The sequence below is a fragment of the Paenibacillus sp. Y859 genome, from assembly GCF_056786405.1.
In genome coordinates this window covers 127,637-145,432 of sequence record NZ_JBXCIZ010000001.1, presented here as the reverse complement: position 1 = coordinate 145,432, position 17,796 = coordinate 127,637, and the positions used below count along the sequence as shown (strand labels likewise).

Here is a 17,796-nt window from a genome sequence, read left to right as displayed (position 1 = left end):
AAGAAAAGAACGCCCCATGGACGTTCCCTAAGTTTCTTTATTCGACTACAACGTTCCAGCTAGTTACGCATTCACACTTTCTGTTTTACGATCCTGTCTTGCGTGTAATGCTTTCATTGCAAATCTTGCTATCGGTTGCGCAACCAACAGTTCAATCCAAAATGCTATACCAAAGTTTCTTGGCCAGATGTGAAGGAAGTTTTTAAATGGTTCTAGGCTTATTTGTTTCGTCCCAACCCATGTGCCGATAATCGATAGTAAAATAGATAACACTGTGACATTTAATAAAGTATTCAATAGAACCCTAGCATTAAATCCATCAGTTTGTCCCATGAATTTCGGCATTACTTTCCCAACAATCGGTCCTGCAACTAATCTTACCGATAAAACTACGATTATCCACATGAACGGAATAATCTTTAGTGTATCTATATACACTTCCTTACTGAAACCACGTTCCAATCCCACAATAATAGGGGCAATCGTATTTACTGAAATAATTGAAATAATCAATAAAAATAATATACCTTCTTTTCCGTTTCTAGGAAGTCTCGTTTCTCCGTGCATGTTTGTCATCTCCGCAAATAATATTTCAGATCGCAGACGTATCATGCGACATATATTTTCAGTCAAAAAAAGACCAATATCTCTACACACTGATTTAATCATTATAGCATTTTTTTTAATGAATGTTAGACCTTATATCTCACTTCCAACAGGTTTAACAATCTCAATCCCCTAGTTTTATTTCAGTTTTGGTTAGGAATTTTCCTAACGCTTCACTACTATCAATATTCATACGTTCAGCCAAAATAATCAACCACCACATGCATTCACCAATTTTATGTTCAAGTTCAGATGCAGTTTCTCCATTTGTTGGCCAACGACCCTGTTGGGACATAGTTAGACGACCGACCAAACCAGCATCTGTCAGGAAAGCTAACGCATCTTCTTCTACTGTCCATTCTTTTTCATGATATTGGCGCTCTAAACGATGATAGACTTCTCTTAACTGTATAGAACGTTCAACGGCTTCACTTAGATTCATATTTTTCATTTTGTATCCTTTCTTTTATAGGCATTTATTGTTCAACTATATAGTAAGGACGATCAGATCACCAATCATGAGAGCTGGTATAAGTCACTATGCGATAATCATCAGGAAGGGATTATTCTTATCATCTTTGCAGCAAGGGCAATTACAGACGATGGAAACCGAAATCATTCATCGTGAGGGTCATCATGTTCATTTGAGTTCGTTAAGCATTCCGGTCATTGTCGGTGGAGATGTGAAAGGAACATATCTTATATTTAGAGATATCAGCGAAGAGAAACGGTCGAAGGATAAGATTCAGTAGATGACCTATCATGATGAATTGACCGGCTTACCCAATCGTAGGCTTTTGAAAGTGAAACTGGGGGGAGCGATCGAACAATGCCGTCAGGAAAAGCCTCAGAGACTTAGACTTTGTATTTATGATAGACTGAAAGAATACATAGCCCCACCAGACATCGTATTGAGATGGATATAGATCGAAGACTGGTTTAGGTTTGGATAGAGACAGGAGGATGAGGAATGAGCTTTGTTACCGTAAAAGGTGAGTACAAGCGTTACAAGATGGGCGAGAATATGATTGTCGCCAATGATGGAATTGATTTCGAGATTAATAAGGGTGAATTTGCCGTGATTGTCGGTCCCAGCGGTGCTGGCAAATCGACCGTGCTTAATATTCTTGGCGGGATGGATTCCGCCGACGAGGGCCAGGTCATTGTTGATGGTACGGATATTGCTAAGTTCAGTGCCAAAGAGTTGACAGGTTACCGTCGCAATGATGTAGGTTTTGTATTTCAGTTCTACAACCTGGTGCCTAATCTGACAACGCTGGAGAATGTCGAGCTTGCTTCCCAGATTTCCCCGCGTGCATTGGATGCGCGTAAGGTACTGGAGGATGTGGGATTAGGTGCGCGGCTGGATAATTTTCCGGCTCAATTGTCCGGGGGTGAGCAACAGCGCGTCGCCATTGCCAGAGCGCTGGCGAAGCAGCCAAAGCTATTGCTCTGCGACGAGCCGACGGGTGCGCTTGACTATAATACTGGCAAGCAGGTGCTGAAGCTACTGCAGGATGCCTGTCGCAATACGGGGACCACAGTCATCGTAATCACGCATAATCTGGCGATTGCGCCAATGGCAGACAGAGTCATAGAGATCAACAACGCTAAGGTACGGAAGATGGTAACTAATCCATCGCCGGTATCCGTTGATGATATCGAATGGTAAGGAGAAGACATCCATGAAAAAACGATCGTTGTGGAAAGATATATTTCGTGAAATTAGGCACACCAAGGCCCGTTTTATTTCGATTTTTGCAATCATTATGCTGGGTGTCAGCTTTTTTGCCGGGATCAAGGCGGCCGGGCCAGATATGCTGGATACAGCCGAAACTTTTTACCAGGAAATGCGGCTGATGGACCTGAAGGTGCAGACCACCTATGGTCTGACGAAAAATAACATAGAACTGTTGAGTGATGTGCCAGGCGTCGATGAGATCCAGCCGGGTTACAGCGCGGATGTATTCATCGGCGACAACGCTTTAATATTCAAGGTCTTTTCTTACAATACAGATAATCCGCTTAACCAGTACAGCATTATTGAAGGGCATCTTCCAGAGCATTCCGGTGAAATCATACTGGATGACAGGATGACCGGAGAGTATACGCTGGGCGACAAGGTGACGTTTAGCCAGAATGGTGAGAATGCAGAGCTGTCAAACGACTTCGGAACAGTGGATTATACTGTCGTGGGCTTTGTTAGGAGTCCCCAGTTTATCGAGAAGAACGCCAGGGGCACCAGCGGGATCGGCAAAGGTACGGTGGATGCGTTCGCCGCAATTCCCGAGGCAGACTTCAAGCTACCGGTTTATACAGAAGCCTATCTGTCCTTCACAGATACAGCCGGATTGAAGGCTTATACGCCTGAGTACGAGGCGCTGATCGAAGAGCACAGCCATGCGGTAGAGCAGGCGCTATCCGGCTTGCCGGAAGCAGGGCTGGAGCTCCCCAAGATCTATGTCACAGATCGGAACGCCAATCCGGGGTATGCTGAATATAAAGACAACGCTGACAGATTGTCGGCGATTGCGAGTGCGTTTCCGGTGTTCTTTTTCCTCATTGCAGCGCTGGTTAGCCTTACGACCATGACGCGGATGGTCGAGGAGCATCGGCTGCAGATAGGCACACTTAAAGCGCTTGGTTATGGCAACCGTGATATCATGGCCAAATTCCTGGTCTATGGCACGCTTGCCAGTCTAGCCGCTTCGGTTGCGGGGCTTGCCGTCGGCTTTACTCTGTTCCCAACCATTATTTATAATGCGTACAGTTCACTATATAACCTACCGGATATTATCAAAAGCTTTTATCCTTCGTATTCCATCATCTCCATCATTGTGGCGCTGTTATGCACTACATTGACGGCCTGGATTGCTTCCCGGGTAGAGCTGCGCAGCAACGCTTCCGTATTGATGCGTCCGAAAGCGCCAAAGAGTGGGCAGCGGATTTTATTGGAGCGGATTCCCTTTGTATGGAAACGGATGAGCTTTATGCAGAAGGTTACTGCACGGAATTTATTCCGGTACAAACAGCGGATGTTCATGACAGTGTTCGGAGTTGCAGGATGTACTGCACTGATCCTGACCGGGTTTGGTCTCAAGGACTCGATCGGAAGTATCGCAGGACAGCAATTCGGCACGATTATGAAATATGATGCACTTATAGCGTTGCATGAAGATGTGTCTACCGATGTATTGGATGCCTATGAGCAAATGATCGCTGACGAGTCCGCCATAACTGGAACATTGAATGTAGCGCAGGAAACGGTGGCCGCACGCGAGGACGGTGTAAATGACCAGAATGTGAATCTGTTCATTCCTGCATCCGTTGATTCTCTCTCCGAATATGTGGAGTTGCGGGACCGTGTGAGTGGAGAAGGGCAGGCGCTTACTGACGAGGGAGCTATAGTCTCGGAGAAGCTAGCAAAACTGTACGGGCTTGAACCTGGCGACCAGTTAACGTTGGTGGACAATGAGAACGAAATATTCAAAATTCAGGTCGCGGGGATCACAGAGAACTATGTGATGCATTATGTTTATATGACACCAGCGTATTATTCTTTCATATTCGGGGATGAACCGATGTTCAACACAGAACTACTGAACTATGACGTGGAAGATAAAACCTGGGAAGATAAGTTCGGCGAGCAATTGACGGCGAATGGAGGTGTTGCAGCGGTCAGCTTCTCTAGTAGCGTAGGTTCCGCCTTCGACGAGACGATGAAGAGTATGGACATTGTAACCTTAGTGCTCATTGTGTCGGCAGCAGCATTGGCTTTTGTCGTGCTCTATAATTTGACCAATATCAATGTGTCCGAGCGGATTCGGGAGCTGTCTACAATCAAGGTGCTGGGCTTTTATGATAAAGAAGTAACGATGTATATTTACCGTGAGAATATATTGTTGAGTATACTCGGTATAGTGGCCGGATCGGGCCTCGGCATTGTGTTGCACAGCTTCGTTCTGAATACGGCTGAGCTGGATTCGACAATGTTCGCCCAGATCATCAAGTGGCAAAGCTATCTTTATGCTGCACTATTGACACTGTTATTCTCAGGAATTGTTATGGCTTTCATGCATATTAAGCTCAAGCGGATTCATATGATTGAAGCTTTGAAGTCAGTGGAATAATCGCTCAACGATGCAAAGGACTCTTTCAGATAGTTGGAAGGGTCTTTTTTTTGACCATCTGAAAAAGTGAGGAAATGGCATAATTTGATGCTGATGCAGCTGATAAAGCTGATAAAGCCGCAGCCACGGTAACGATCTGGGTGTAGCGAAGGAAAGATTAATAAGATTATCAATCAATGAATGAATAGAGTTTTCTCAAGATTACGCTTAATTCACCCTGGTTAGCTAAACAAATCTTATCAAACCGGTAGACTGAATATTCATCGCCTTTATAGATGCGTTGCTGTGAATACTTCCAAGTGATCATGGATGAATTCGCATAAAGGTCATATTTGGGATGGATTGTTCGCCAAAGAGTAGAGTTAGATTCAACTGAGCTAAGGGATTGTTTCGGTATCATAGGCGCCTAGTATTCTTATTTCGCACAGTAGCTTCCTGTAAATGGAATAATCATTTCCTGGCATCCTCCGTAATGGAAATCAATAATTCGCTGTTTCGTGCTTCTCCATTCCATCAAGTCTAATCCCTCTTATTAGTGGCTAAAGACCGCGGAATCAGAAAGAGACGCTCTTCCTACCTAATTGTTTAGATGAGTGTCATATTCCCTCGAAAGTACAGGCTTTTCTTTCAAAACCAATGATATAAAGAATATACCTGCAATCATGCAGGTATTTAATCATAAGTAGGAGAGATTGTCCCTTTAGTAAGAAAAAGGATGTATCATCGCAGGCATCTGGAGTGAATCGATAGATCAAGTGGAAAAAAATGTACCGTTGCAGGCTTTATACCATACGGCGGTTCGTGTTGGCTCTATAGAACGGTAGCAAGGTGGTTCTTAAGTTACTTCACAACGGAACAAGACCGGTATAAGGTTTAGTTGAGTACAACTGTAATTTTATCTTATCGAAATCGTCAAGCGCTGATTGTAGTGTTGAGCCACTATTAAATCAACATAATTTATTAACTTATATGGTATACTTTGGGAGTAATGATCATTATATGAATGATAATAATAGGGTCGAACATTCAAAGTTAAGTCAACTACAGATGTAGATTGGTTATTGAAGTTCAGGTGCGAACCATAAGCACACATGAAATCTCTAGGGGGTTCGCACCTGAATATATCGGATATTGGCCCATAATTGGGTAATGCTGGATATAAAGATGGTGTTATAATTTGAATTATCACTTATTTTTGAAAAAGTATCATTGAAAATGTACCTTTTCGTGATCTTTTCGCAGTCGCACTCCGTATGGAGTGCGTGGATTGAAGTCTGACGGGTCATGATCCCCTAGATGAATAATAACGTCGCACTCCGTATGGAGTGCGTGGATTGAAGTTGTCAATGATATGAAAGTTGCTGATGGACAAAATCTTCGTACTGTTAATCAATCTTGATAGTTGCAACTTCTTCTACTCAATGTCGTATTAGTTACAAAGGAGTGTGGTTATGGGTAATCAATTTTGGATAGCTATATTTTGTTTTGTATTGGCATTACTAGGATTTTTACATAATCGTAGGCGGCGCAAATAATGCGGCGTCTTTTTTTATGCGTTCTTGTCTTGTTGCGCCTTATGTGTCTTATTTGCAGTCGAACTACTCATTAATTAGTTCTGGACTTTCGTACATCGTACCGATAACTTCCCCGTCCTCTAAGTAAAGAAGGTGTAAGCCCATCAATGGTTCTTTACCTCTAAATAGTTGAAACATTCCACCATAGTATTGAACATTTAAATTTTCAGGTAATGGAGCAGAACTATCAAATCTTAGCTTGTTTACTTTGATGATATCTCCGTTATAAATTTCTTTGCTTCTCACAATTTCACCAGTAAATTGACCCATTGAGCTTAGTTCGCATTCAACAGGATAACCATCTGTATAAAGCATTGCTCTATCATTAATACCTTTTTCCAATTTGTATTCTTCCGTGTAGTCAACTTCGAACCATCCGTGACCATAATGCCAACTGTTAGTTTCCAGGCTAAAACCCTGAATTTTGGTTGTGTCATTTTCATTTCTCCTTTGCTTCGTAGATTGTGTCTACTGTGCACTATGCTTCGTCGCACTCTGTATGGAGTGCGTGGATTGAAATGAATCCTGTTAAGATAGTTTACTTCATAGCAATCGTAGCCCACGTATGAACTCTGAACTGAAATGGTTAGATTTGGAGGGTTATGAAAGCTAACATAGATTATCGTCATTTATCATGTTATGGTAAAATAAGATATAACATAGGTAAAGGATTATATAACATGGAAGAGGAGTACAGAAATGGAGATAAGCCAGATTTACAAGGAGTTGAAGTCACTAATCCCGCTTGCGGAAATTCAGTGTCATGAAACTTTAAAGGATCATGTATATACCCAAATGGGTGGGAATGCGGATATTCGTGTTCAACCATCTACATATGACGAAGTTCAAAGTATCATTAAATATGCGGCAGAGCGTAATCTAACGATTACAACACTTGGGAATGGATCGAATGTCATTATTCGAGATGGCGGTATTCGCGGAATCGTTCTTCAGATGACCCAATTAAAACGAATGACGGTTTCCGAACATACACTATGTGCTCAAAGTGGGGCATCCATTATACAGGCATCACGAATGGCCTTAGATGAGCACTTAACCGGGCTTGAATTTGCTTGTGGCATACCGGGTACCGTAGGTGGTGCACTTTATATGAATGCTGGGGCTTATGGTGGAGAAGTTGCTGATGTGCTCATTGATGCTCTTGTGGTGGATTCCAGCGGGAACTTATTGACCATAAAGCGAGAGGACATGGCGCTGAGTTATAGAAAGAGTATTTTTGCAGGTGGATTGTATACTATATTAGAGGCAAGATTTAGCCTACAACCTGGTGAACATACCTCCATAAAAGAAAAAATGGATGAATTAACATACTTGAGAGAGTCGAAGCAACCTTTGGAGTACCCTTCGTGCGGAAGTGTGTTTAAGCGTCCACCGAATCGGTTCGCAGGTCAATTGATCCAAGAGAGCGGCTTACAAGGTGTACGAATCGGTGGAGCTGAAGTATCAACGAAACATGCTGGATTTATTGTTAATGTAGATAACGCTACTGCAAGCGATTATATTGGTCTAGTTCATCATGTGAGAGACACCGTTAAAGCTAAATTTGATATCGATTTGGAAACGGAAGTTAAGTTTATTGGTGAAGAATTATAGAAAACTCACTTAAATAACGAGTCAACCTGATCAAGGCGGAATAGATGCACATCGAAGAAGCTACTGAATTTTCGGTAGCTTCTTCGGTGTGCAATTTCTATGATGATCCGGACATACTCAGTTGATTATTGTAGGTTTTATTTCAATTGCTCAGTATCTCTGGAGAATAAATTTAATATTGAGTTAATCATTACTAGTATTAGATTTGATAATTCAAGTTTAATATAGAGCTGTAAGCATAAAAAGGAAAGGGTGATTCACCATGACAGCCATTGTTCTTTATAAAAGTCCACAGTTAGTGATTAAGGATGATCAAAGCCTCTCCCTTTCTCAACTCTCCAAGTTCATTCAAGATAGTCCCCATGTTTACACGAATCAGAAATGTAAAGATACATTACGCGTTTTATTCGCTCATCCAGAAGCGGAATGCATCGTGGTCTGTAACGAAGCAGATCAACCTGTAGGACTTGTGAACTGCAGTAAATTTTATTTGCGATTAGTCGGTCCTATGGGAATGGATAGTTTGTATATGGAACCTGTAACCAAGCTGATGGATCGGAACCCACTCATAGTAGAGGAGGGAACTCATGTTCAATCCATACGTGAGGAGTTAGGTAGACGTCAGGAACATAGGCTTGGGGAATATATCATGATGACAAAGCAAGGAAAACTTAGTGGTGTCCTTAAAGTATCAGATTTACTGAGCCTCTAATCTAGTAAAACTATATTTTACACCTATAGGGCAAGGGTCAGGGCTGTCTCATCACGGACAGTTTTTTTGTTGTGTTTCTAGTTAAGATAATAGATGCCCCTTTCCCTGATGGAGTTACATACTATTTTTAAAGTTTGCATAATCAATAACAACAATTCGACCATTATTATCGATGTTGAAGTTTTTCCACCTCGGTTCATCATTTCTTCTGTTAGTTAAATCATTTGGTGCTATTCCCTCTCTTAAAAATTCATCTCGCAATTGGTAAACTAAACCCCTGTTTTTTTTAGTATCAGAAACTACTGACCAATTAATCTTCTCCATTACGCACCAGCCATGACCATGGTCTACCACTTTAGAAAGATAACTTTTTATCGTCGGTATTGAGGATTCATATAATAAAGCTTCCGATGCATTATCTTTTATACCCTTTATCGAATAGCCAATTTTCAATACAAAGCCGTTTTTTAGGTCAAATACAATCCTGCTTCTTCCTGTCCCAATTACTTTATAGGATAGCTTTAATTTACGCGAGGCTTGAGTAATACTGAATTGCTTCTGATAAGCATCCATTTTCTCTACTTTTTTAATCCACTTCACAATTGTATCCAGATCCCTTGTTTTTATATAATTCTCACTCATTACTACCATCCTTTCTGAAAAATAAACTATTAATATTATCATATTCAGGCGAGGACACGTTGTGAATCCTATGGACAATGGTTTTATCCAACTTCATGACTCCAACCATTTTGTAAGCGAATTAGATATTAAATAGTTATGTAAAAACAAACTGTTGCACAGCACCTCTTATATTATTTTGAATATATTAAATTGTACATTGATATAGAGGAGTGATATACGTGAAAGTAGATTGGGTGATTGTCGGTGCTGGATTTACAGGAGCTACTTTGGCGGAGAGGATCGCTTCTGAACTGAATCAAAAAGTATTATTGATAGAACAGAGAGATCATATCGGGGGTAACTCTTACGACTGCTATAATCAGGACGGCATCTTGATCCACAAATACGGTTCACACACATTTCACACCAACTCCTCTATGGTATGGAACTATCTTTCGAAATTTACAGAGTGGAGACCTTATTTTCATCATGTGTTAGCCGTAGTGGATGGCAAGAAAGTCCCTGTTCCATTTAATCTAAATTCTATCTATGCTCTTTTCCCTCAAAAGTACGCGGAAAAGCTTGAGGATTTGCTTATCCAACATTACGGTTACGGCGTGAAGGTACCCATACTAAAACTTCGGGAAAGCGCAAGCGGAGACCTCATCTTCTTGGCTGAATATATTTATAAAAAAGTATTTTATCACTATACCCTTAAACATTGGCAGTTGAAGCCGGATGAGTTGGATTCTTCAGTCACTGCGCGAGTCCCGGTTTATATTAGCAGGGACAATCGCTATTTCCAAGACACCTATCAAGGCATTCCGAAGCACAGCTACGCAGATCTCTTTAGTCGAATGCTAAAGAATCCTAATATTAGCGTTCTCTTGAACACGGACTATCGTGCAGTCATAGAAGATATTAAGTTTAAGCGCATGATCTATACGGGACCTATAGATGCTTTCTTTAATTACAAGCATGGGCGCCTCCCTTATCGTAGTCTTCGCTTCGAGTTCGAGACATTAAATCAAGAATATTATCAGGAGGCTGGAACAATCAATTACACGAATGAGTATGAATTTACACGCATTCTTGAAACAAAGCACCTCACTGGTCAAATCGCGCCGCATACAACAATCACCACTGTTTATCCGATGGAAGACAACCAGAATAACGAACCCTACTACCCCATTCCGCGCGCGGAGAACCGTCAGCTCTATGGCGAATATGTAAAGGAAGCGGAACAAATCAAAGATAAAGTTCTTTTTGCAGGACGGCTGGCAGATTATAAATACTACAATATGGATCAGGCTGTAGCACGGGCGTTAACACTGTATAAACAAATAGCAGACAAGAGCATTTAATCTCATGACTTCATGATAATGTTTGTTAACAAAAAGGTTAATTAGGAGGATGAAACTCATGATCTGTTTTTCATTGGTAGCACATGAAAATGAGAAGGCTGTGATGGATCAAATAGAAAATATTCGTCGTTTTATTAGAGGAGACTACTTTATTGTATTATATAATGGGGGCCCGAATAAAGAATTCGGCAAAGAGGTCTGTCTAAAGTACAACGAAGTAAAGTTATGTCCTTATAGCAGTCCATTAAAAAACAGAAAAACCGGAAGAGTATTATATGATGTCACCAGATGGCTGAAGATTATGAATATTTCTTATGACTATCTAGTCTACTTGGAATCAGATACGATGTTTGTAAAAGATGGGTTTAGTAAATATATTTATAAAAAAATGAAAGGGTACGATTTTATGGGGCAGCATTGGAGAAAATATAATCCTAAAAAAGATTACCCAAGATCTCCGGGAACGAAGTCGATGTTTAAGGATTGGAAGCGGTGGAAGGAATATTTTAAAGAAAGTTATTTTTGCAAAACATCGAACCCATTTCAAACTTATAGTTATACAATAATCCAGAAGATCCTGAAGATAGTTGATGGAGAGAAATTAGAAAAATTATTAGCCAAAAGTCCGGTAGAGTCATTGGGCGAGATGATCTTTCCAACATTGGCAAAGAAATGTGGTGCTAAAGCACGCACATATCCCATATCTTTCAAACAATATAATCGATGGAAACCTATGCTTAGTAAGAAAGATGTAAAAAAGGCGCTGAAAAAAGGGGGGGTTATGTTTGTTCATCCGGTTAAAAGCGATCGTGTCCGCGATTGGGTTATGAAAAACGCAAAATAATTGGAAACTCCGCATTTGCGAGACGTTACTTCGCATATGCGGAGTTCTTTTGATATTTATCTTGATGTTATATAAGACAATTCCCATCATCACAGCTATCTCCAGCACCGCCTACAACGGTAATCGGGTGAGCATCAATCCAAGCTTGACGAAGGGCATCAAGGAATACTTCAGTTGATTGTGCTCCAGATATTGCGAATTTTTCATTAGCAAGTACAAATGGAACACCACTCACTTGTAGAGATTGTGCACGACTCTCATCGGAGCGAACTTCTTCAGAATACTTGTCGCTCTCTAAGATTTGTCGAGTTTCAGTCTCCTTGAGACCAGCCTTCACAGCCACTTGAAGAAGAGCATCGATGTCACTAACTAGCAAACCTTCAGTGAAATAGGCATGATACAGTTGCTCACTAACTTCTTCCACAAGCCCTTGAGCGGCAGCATAGTGGATTAGTCGATGGGCATCAAACGTATTACTAGATTTCATAAGATCAAATCGATATTCAAGTCCATCTTTCGCAGCTACCGTTGTAATTTGAGCCATCATTTGTTTCACTTCATCTACTGATCTACCCATCTTCTTAGATAAGGAGTCAATAAGATCCTTACCTTGACGTGGTGTGGATGGATCAAGCTCGAAACTACGCCAGATGACCTCGATCTCATCACGATGTTCGAATTGAGATAATGCTTTCTCAAACCTTCTTTTTCCTATATAACACCATGGACATGCAATATCAGACCAGAATTCTACTTTCATTGTCATAATGTAACCTCCTCTATACTTTCTAACTATCATCATAATGATTACAGATCAAGAAATCAAGCTTTAGTCAGATCTGGTTAAATAACATTGACAAGCTATTGCATATGATCTACTATTTCGGAAATAGAGGTTATTTGCGCTTGAGAAAGTGGGTTTATTAAAGTGGATGGGATGCGGAAGATGGTGTTAAATAGCTCGAACAGATTTATCCAGATGTCATGGTTACGATTTTTATTGAAATGGATCTTCTTTGGTAGCGTTGTTGGCTTATTAACAGGGTCTGCTTCAGCGATATTTCTGATGAGTCTTGATTATGTAACGGATGTCAGATTAACGAATCCATGGTTGCTATTCTTATTACCATTGGGTGGAGCTTTCGTAAGTTACCTGTATTATACATACGGTAAGAATAGTGCTAAAGGCAACAATCTGATCATTGAACAAATCCAAGGGAGGGGATATGAGCCTGTTCCTTTAAGATTGGCACCGTTAGTCTTATTGGGGACATTAGTAACCCATCTACTGGGTGGTTCGGCAGGACGAGAAGGTACAGCGGTTCAGATGGGGGGGAGTCTGGCAGAGCAATTCGGCAGATGGCTAAAGGTTGGACCCGTAGACCGCCAAATTCTGTTGATGTGTGGGATTAGTGGGGGCTTTGGATCGATATTCGGAACACCGGTAGCGGGAGCCATCTTCGCACTAGAGGTAATCGTTCTAGGTAGGATGAGATATGATGCGTTAATACCTTGTTTCATAGCAAGTTTTACTGGAAATTGGGTTGCGATGAATTTATGGGGCGTTACACATGTTCACTTCCAAATGGGGACTGTTCCTTCAATTACATTTATAGTATTACTGAAAGTTATTGTTGCATCGATTTGTTTTGGCTTAACGAGCATGTTCTTCAGCGAGTTAACGCATTTCTTCAAAAAAACCTTTGCATCCATCTTTCATAATCCGATGATTAAAACTGCTGTTGGAGGGATCATCATTATCCTCATGGTATATGTAGTTGGATCCCGAGATTACTTAGGGTTAGGAGTCCCATTAATTTCTCAATCTTTCGAGGGGGACGTTCATCCGTTCGCATTCCTGGGGAAACTGATCTTCACATCGGTTACTCTGGGAGCAGGATTCCAAGGTGGTGAAGTGACACCGTTATTCGCCATGGGTGCCACACTTGGGAATTCGTTAGCTGGGGTGCTTCAACTATATGCGCCTTTTCTAGCTGCATTAGGATTCATTGCTGTATTTGGTGGTGCAACGAATACCCCTCTTGCTTGTTTTCTAATGGGGATTGAGTTATTTGGTGCTGAGGGTGCCCTATTTATGTTTATCGCGTGCTTGGTAAGTTACATATTCTCCGGAAATTCAGGGATATATACTTCCCAAATGAAAGGAAAGTGACTATCGAGGCCTTTGCTTATATAGCCCGGCATAGAGTAAATGGACTTTAACATCGATCGTTTGGAGAGTATCTTCTGTTAACAAGAAGGTATTATCCAAATGTGGATATATTTCATGAAACTTTCGAGGATTAGAACGAAAAAGCGACTCTTCCAATCTTAAAACATCACATTTTTGCTCTACACCCTTTTTATAGGTGTTCTTTATTTCTGATACAATCGCCTTTTCCACTTCTTTCTCAACAGTATTTTCGGTAAATGGTTCTTGCATTTCTTCGATAAGAGCTTGCGCTGTAATTTTAATATTGTATTTAACTTCATTACCAACAATCTCTGGGGTAATAGTGAAATGAGGTTTGCGTAATAGGATCGTTGCAGTTGGAATGCCTTCGTCAGGAATGGTAATGGGTGTTCTTACGAGTTTCCTTTGTATCCAACGTGATCCTTGAAGATCATCCTCAGACAGCCAACCGGTAAATTTATAATTTTTCAGGAAATAAGCTCCGTTAATTTTCAGTAACGATTTTTTAGCATTATCTTCATGCCATGTACCTGTATCAATAGAAAGGGATGGTAGCTTTGTAGATAGAGCCGGTTCGTGCAGATTAGCAAGCAATTCATTAATATAGATGGGCTTAATATATGACCGTTGGGTGTAGACATCATTGGGAGTACTCATAATCGTCTCGATCGGAGAGAGGTTAAGAATTGATTTCTGGGTTAGGATATTGTGTAAAGGCTCTTTTGTACCGTATACCAGAACGGTATACCTGAATTCTCGATAGCGGAGCAAAGAATCCTCGACACCTTGAATACCGTGTTTCAATAAATTCTCCGAGAAGATAATGGCCTTGACATGACCCCAGTACAATCTTTTCTGTGATGTTTGATAGAGTGAGATTAAGGATTCTATGACGGTCTCTCCTTCACCCTTTCCAATCCAAGTAGGTATATTCTTACCTAGTTCTGCTCCTTCCGTCTTGGCAACATTACTGAAATTAAGAGCTTGCACATAGGAGATGTACTTCCCATCAACATAGTCATAACCAATCGCGGTAACATAGATCATATTTTGGATTTCCTTGGTATTCCAGCATCCTGATAACAATGCCATCAGCATAAGCGACGATATAATCCTTCTACAATACATCATGTGGGATCATCCCCTTGATGATCAGAGTCAATTGTGTGTAAATCACTGGGTCTATTTTTTGTTTTAATCCAAGGCAAACGAAAGAGGGTACTTATCATATCTTTATAAATGGGTGGTGAAAGAGGAGACAAGTATGGCACTCCGAAGCTCTGTAACCTAGACATGTAAATTACAAGAAGGATAGAGCCTAACATTAGTCCATATAAACCTAATAAAGCTGATAAAAAGAATAATGCTAATCGCACAATGCTAACCATGGAACTTAAAGTTTGATTAACTAATGTTACACCTGACACCGCTGTAATCGCCCCAACAACAACGACAGATGGTGACACTAGACCAGCTCGAATAGAAGCATCACCAATAATTAGCCCTCCAATGACAGTCAGGGTCTGTCCAATTGAACTAGGTAAACGGACGCCTGCTTCGCGAAAGATCTCGAGCAGAATAATAAGTAGGAACATTTCTAAGGGGGCAGGGAATGGAATTCCTAACCTTGCGGTGGCTACGGTAGCCATAAGATAGAAAGGAATCTGATCCTGATGTAATCCAGTTAAAGCTATCCAAAACCCTGGAAGTAGAATTGACAAGAAGAAACTAACCGCACGGATGATCCGAACAAAAGAAACATAATAAAAATTGAAATGGATATCTTCTGGTGATTTCAATAACAATGTGAATGTTCCCGGTCCAATTAACACCATAGGACTGCCATCAATAACAATGACAAATCTTCCGTTCAGTAAGCAATTTACTGTGAAATCTGGACGACCGGTAAAGTCAAGTAATGGAAAGAGAGAATACTTGGAATCAGATAGCATTTCTTCAAGCTGACCAATACTATATATTCCATCGACATCAATATTGTCTAATCGTTGTTTGACTTCCTTCAGAATCTTGGGAGAGATAATATCATCGAAATACAGTAAACCAACTTTGGTCTTAGTTCTTGTTCCCAGAATATAACTCTCGTAACAAAGTGACTTACTCCGTATTCGTTTGCGAATAAGGGCAACGTTGACAACGATGCTTTCTACAAAACCATCTTTAGGACCTTTAATGGATATTTCTGTGCTTGATTCCTCAGGAGATCTTTGTGGAAGTTGACTCATATTGAAAGTGAAGAAAGAATGAATATGCGGAATTAGAATCATCAGATTTCCTTCAAATAATAACTCACAGAGGATTTCCTCAGAGACATTGTTCTCTAGTGGTTCAAGTTGTAGCTCTCCAAACATTTTACCTTTATGAATAACAAACTCATTATTCACTCGATACAACGATTGTAGTTCTGGCAGGACAGTACGGCTAATAAGACTAGATTCTACCGTGCCTTCACTATATATCAATACTACAGTAGATGATTCGGACTCATCAAATTGATGTGAAAAGATGATGATATCTTTTGATTTCTCAAATAAATCTCTTATTTTCTGTTCAGTCCAATTCAATTCTGCATCTTCCTTAGAGAAATTCAATTCACTTCCCCCTTAGGTGGTTTAGTAAATAACGCAATATAGAGCCATATGATTGAAAGAATCACATTTATCCATAAGGAAACAGGAACATATACTTTAAAGCTCCATTGATAAAATGTTGCCTGATTGATGGGTAAGAGGCTTAGTAGTATATAGCTTGTCGCAATGAGAAGAAGGAAACGAGTCCGCATGACCTGATTTGTAAAGGGAAGTAGATCAGACAGTAGAAATTGTACAAGACTAATTCGAATAGTGGCACCCGCTAACCATTGGAATATGGAAAGGAAGTCTACATGTTCGATATACTCACCTAGCTTGACGAGACGCCATTGCTCGTAAGGTGATACGAATTGTTTGGCTGCCTCAATAGGTCCGAATTCAGTGATGGCTCCAACGATTGGTCCAAGGGTTATGCCTAGCAGGAAAACTCCGAGTATGATGAGCTGCCAGAAACGTATCTTTGTTTTTAAATGATGTTGTAACACGATGAGGACAATTAATTCTGTGAATGCCCCTCCCATATACACGAACCCTTCGAATACAGGTCCCCAACCATGTTCTACGAAAGGTCTTAATAATGCGTAGTTTTTCTGAGATGTATTTGCTACGGATACGAATATCCCGAGAGCCATGACAAATGGCAGTAAAATTCCGGCTCCTATGGCAATCGTCTGGATTCCTAATTTAGCACAGTAAAAGCAAGTAAGTACTAATGGAACAATGAGTACAAGTCTTGGTGTAGCAGGTAAATAACCAAGAAAAATCCATGTGACGGTATGGAATATCGTAGCTCCACCAATCAAGTATAGTTGTATACAGACTGGAATGATGATGATCCAAGCTATAATCGGATTTGTACGTTCAATAAGCCATGGAAGTAATTTCTGTTGTCCTGATTTCTTCATAATAATGACAATAATTGCACACCAAGGTAGACAAACAAGCGAGGACAGTAACACAGTGATCCATGCATCTCTTCCTGATGCATCTAAGAGCATAGGATTGATAATGACGTGGGTCATCAGTCCATTCATTAACAACAGGATCATAGCTACTTGTAAAAAACTTATTTTACCGATTGAAGAATTCACTTCTGTATCCCCTTCATACATAGCATCTTATTCCTGCTGTGTAGCATACCCGTAATTTTAATTAATATGTGAAGGATTGGACAATTTGGATTTAATATAGATAGTTACGATAATGATTATCAATATCATGCATCTAGAAAGGAGATATTCAGTGTTACGTTGATTTTTTTATATTATCAGCCATACAAGTGGCTGTTTCCTATTGGGGTAGTCGCAACGATTTAGTAGTCGCTGGGGGTACGTATAGTAGATTACATGATGCTCAATTCAATTTTGATGTATGACGATTTGAACAACCTCATATAATGAATAAATTAAAATTTTGGAGGGATTCATTTGCTTATTCAGACTAGAACGATTGTGGTAGAGATGGGTAATGCAGAGAAGGTTGTTTAAAAATTTAGCCAAGAAAGTCCAGTAGAAGGTATGGATGG

Annotated in this window: 17 protein-coding genes; 9 read left to right on the top strand and 8 right to left on the bottom strand. The window is 40.4% G+C overall.

Features of this window, described 5'->3' with window-relative positions; genetic code table 11:
- Nucleotides 1–63 precede the first annotated feature (63 nt).
- Together AC1TO8_RS00770 and AC1TO8_RS00765 are read right to left on the bottom strand one after the other, a co-directional pair.
- On the bottom strand, nucleotides 64–567 hold the full coding sequence (locus AC1TO8_RS00770; RefSeq protein WP_482054464.1) for a DUF2798 domain-containing protein: 504 nt from the start codon (nucleotides 565–567) through the stop codon (nucleotides 64–66).
- Between the two features lie 163 nt (nucleotides 568–730).
- Nucleotides 731–1,057, bottom strand: a complete 327-nt coding sequence (locus AC1TO8_RS00765) for a MazG-like protein (protein ID WP_482053719.1) — start codon at nucleotides 1,055–1,057, stop codon at nucleotides 731–733.
- A 67-nt stretch (nucleotides 1,058–1,124) separates the two neighbouring features.
- On the opposite strand from AC1TO8_RS00765, the gene AC1TO8_RS00760 reads away from it, so the two are divergent.
- From AC1TO8_RS00760 to AC1TO8_RS00745, 4 genes are read left to right on the top strand one after another with little or no spacing between them, the layout of a single operon-like run.
- The gene (locus AC1TO8_RS00760; protein ID WP_482053718.1) at nucleotides 1,125–1,358 is read left to right on the top strand and encodes a hypothetical protein; all 234 of its coding nucleotides are present in this window, start codon (nucleotides 1,125–1,127) and stop codon (nucleotides 1,356–1,358) included.
- Nucleotides 1,359–1,532, top strand: a complete 174-nt coding sequence (locus AC1TO8_RS00755) for a diguanylate cyclase domain-containing protein (protein ID WP_482053717.1) — start codon at nucleotides 1,359–1,361, stop codon at nucleotides 1,530–1,532. It abuts the gene before it with no gap.
- 44 nt (nucleotides 1,533–1,576) lie between these two features.
- Nucleotides 1,577–2,278 (top strand): ABC transporter ATP-binding protein, encoded by a 702-nt coding sequence (locus tag AC1TO8_RS00750; protein ID WP_482053716.1) that lies wholly within the window; start codon nucleotides 1,577–1,579, stop codon nucleotides 2,276–2,278.
- Nucleotides 2,279–2,291: 13 nt separating this feature from the next.
- Nucleotides 2,292–4,736, top strand: coding sequence for an ABC transporter permease (locus AC1TO8_RS00745; protein WP_482053715.1), 2,445 nt, complete (start codon nucleotides 2,292–2,294; stop codon nucleotides 4,734–4,736).
- Nucleotides 4,737–6,334: 1,598 nt separating this feature from the next.
- On the opposite strand, the gene AC1TO8_RS00740 is transcribed toward AC1TO8_RS00745, so the two are convergent.
- Nucleotides 6,335–6,652: a YopX family protein gene (locus AC1TO8_RS00740; RefSeq protein ID WP_482053714.1), complete on the bottom strand. Its 318-nt coding sequence runs from the start codon at nucleotides 6,650–6,652 to the stop codon at nucleotides 6,335–6,337.
- 357 nt (nucleotides 6,653–7,009) lie between these two features.
- On the opposite strand from AC1TO8_RS00740, the gene murB reads away from it, so the two are divergent.
- Complete coding sequence (gene murB / locus AC1TO8_RS00735) at nucleotides 7,010–7,924, top strand: UDP-N-acetylmuramate dehydrogenase (protein ID WP_482053713.1); 915 nt, start codon at nucleotides 7,010–7,012, stop codon at nucleotides 7,922–7,924.
- 262 nt (nucleotides 7,925–8,186) lie between these two features.
- Entirely contained in the window at nucleotides 8,187–8,636 is a 450-nt protein-coding gene (locus tag AC1TO8_RS00730; RefSeq protein ID WP_482053712.1) for a CBS domain-containing protein, read from the top strand.
- Nucleotides 8,637–8,750: 114 nt separating this feature from the next.
- Here the strand turns inward: AC1TO8_RS00730 and AC1TO8_RS00725 are convergent, their stop codons facing one another.
- On the bottom strand, nucleotides 8,751–9,278 hold the full coding sequence (locus AC1TO8_RS00725) for a hypothetical protein (protein ID WP_482053711.1): 528 nt from the start codon (nucleotides 9,276–9,278) through the stop codon (nucleotides 8,751–8,753).
- A gap of 221 nt (nucleotides 9,279–9,499) precedes the next feature.
- Between AC1TO8_RS00725 and glf the strand changes: the two genes are divergently transcribed.
- Together glf and AC1TO8_RS00715 are read left to right on the top strand one after the other, a co-directional pair.
- A complete protein-coding gene (gene glf, locus AC1TO8_RS00720; RefSeq protein WP_482053710.1) occupies nucleotides 9,500–10,624 on the top strand; it encodes a UDP-galactopyranose mutase in 1,125 nt (374 codons plus the stop codon).
- A gap of 49 nt (nucleotides 10,625–10,673) precedes the next feature.
- Nucleotides 10,674–11,468 carry a hypothetical protein gene (locus AC1TO8_RS00715; RefSeq protein WP_482053709.1) on the top strand — a complete coding sequence of 265 codons (795 nt, stop codon included), beginning with the start codon at nucleotides 10,674–10,676 and terminating at the stop codon, nucleotides 11,466–11,468.
- Nucleotides 11,469–11,535: 67 nt separating this feature from the next.
- Here AC1TO8_RS00715 and AC1TO8_RS00710 read toward each other — a convergent pair whose 3' ends face one another.
- Nucleotides 11,536–12,234, bottom strand: coding sequence for a DsbA family oxidoreductase (locus AC1TO8_RS00710; protein WP_482053708.1), 699 nt, complete (start codon nucleotides 12,232–12,234; stop codon nucleotides 11,536–11,538).
- Nucleotides 12,235–12,447: 213 nt separating this feature from the next.
- Here AC1TO8_RS00710 and AC1TO8_RS00705 point away from each other — a divergent pair, with 213 nt between their 5' ends.
- A complete protein-coding gene (locus AC1TO8_RS00705; protein ID WP_482053707.1) occupies nucleotides 12,448–13,641 on the top strand; it encodes a voltage-gated chloride channel family protein in 1,194 nt (397 codons plus the stop codon).
- On the opposite strand, the gene AC1TO8_RS00700 is transcribed toward AC1TO8_RS00705, so the two are convergent.
- Genes AC1TO8_RS00700 through AC1TO8_RS00690 form a run of 3 tightly spaced genes read right to left on the bottom strand, consistent with a single transcriptional unit; the run spans nucleotide 13,642 to nucleotide 17,362 of the window.
- Nucleotides 13,642–14,790 (bottom strand): Ger(x)C family spore germination protein, encoded by a 1,149-nt coding sequence (locus AC1TO8_RS00700; RefSeq protein ID WP_482054463.1) that lies wholly within the window; start codon nucleotides 14,788–14,790, stop codon nucleotides 13,642–13,644.
- Nucleotides 14,790–16,271 (bottom strand): spore germination protein, encoded by a 1,482-nt coding sequence (locus tag AC1TO8_RS00695; protein WP_482053706.1) that lies wholly within the window; start codon nucleotides 16,269–16,271, stop codon nucleotides 14,790–14,792. Before AC1TO8_RS00695 ends, AC1TO8_RS00700 begins: the two co-directional genes overlap by 1 nt.
- Nucleotides 16,268–17,362 carry an endospore germination permease gene (locus tag AC1TO8_RS00690; RefSeq protein WP_482053705.1) on the bottom strand — a complete coding sequence of 365 codons (1,095 nt, stop codon included), beginning with the start codon at nucleotides 17,360–17,362 and terminating at the stop codon, nucleotides 16,268–16,270. Before AC1TO8_RS00690 ends, AC1TO8_RS00695 begins: the two co-directional genes overlap by 4 nt.
- Between the last annotated feature and the right edge of the window lie 434 nt (nucleotides 17,363–17,796).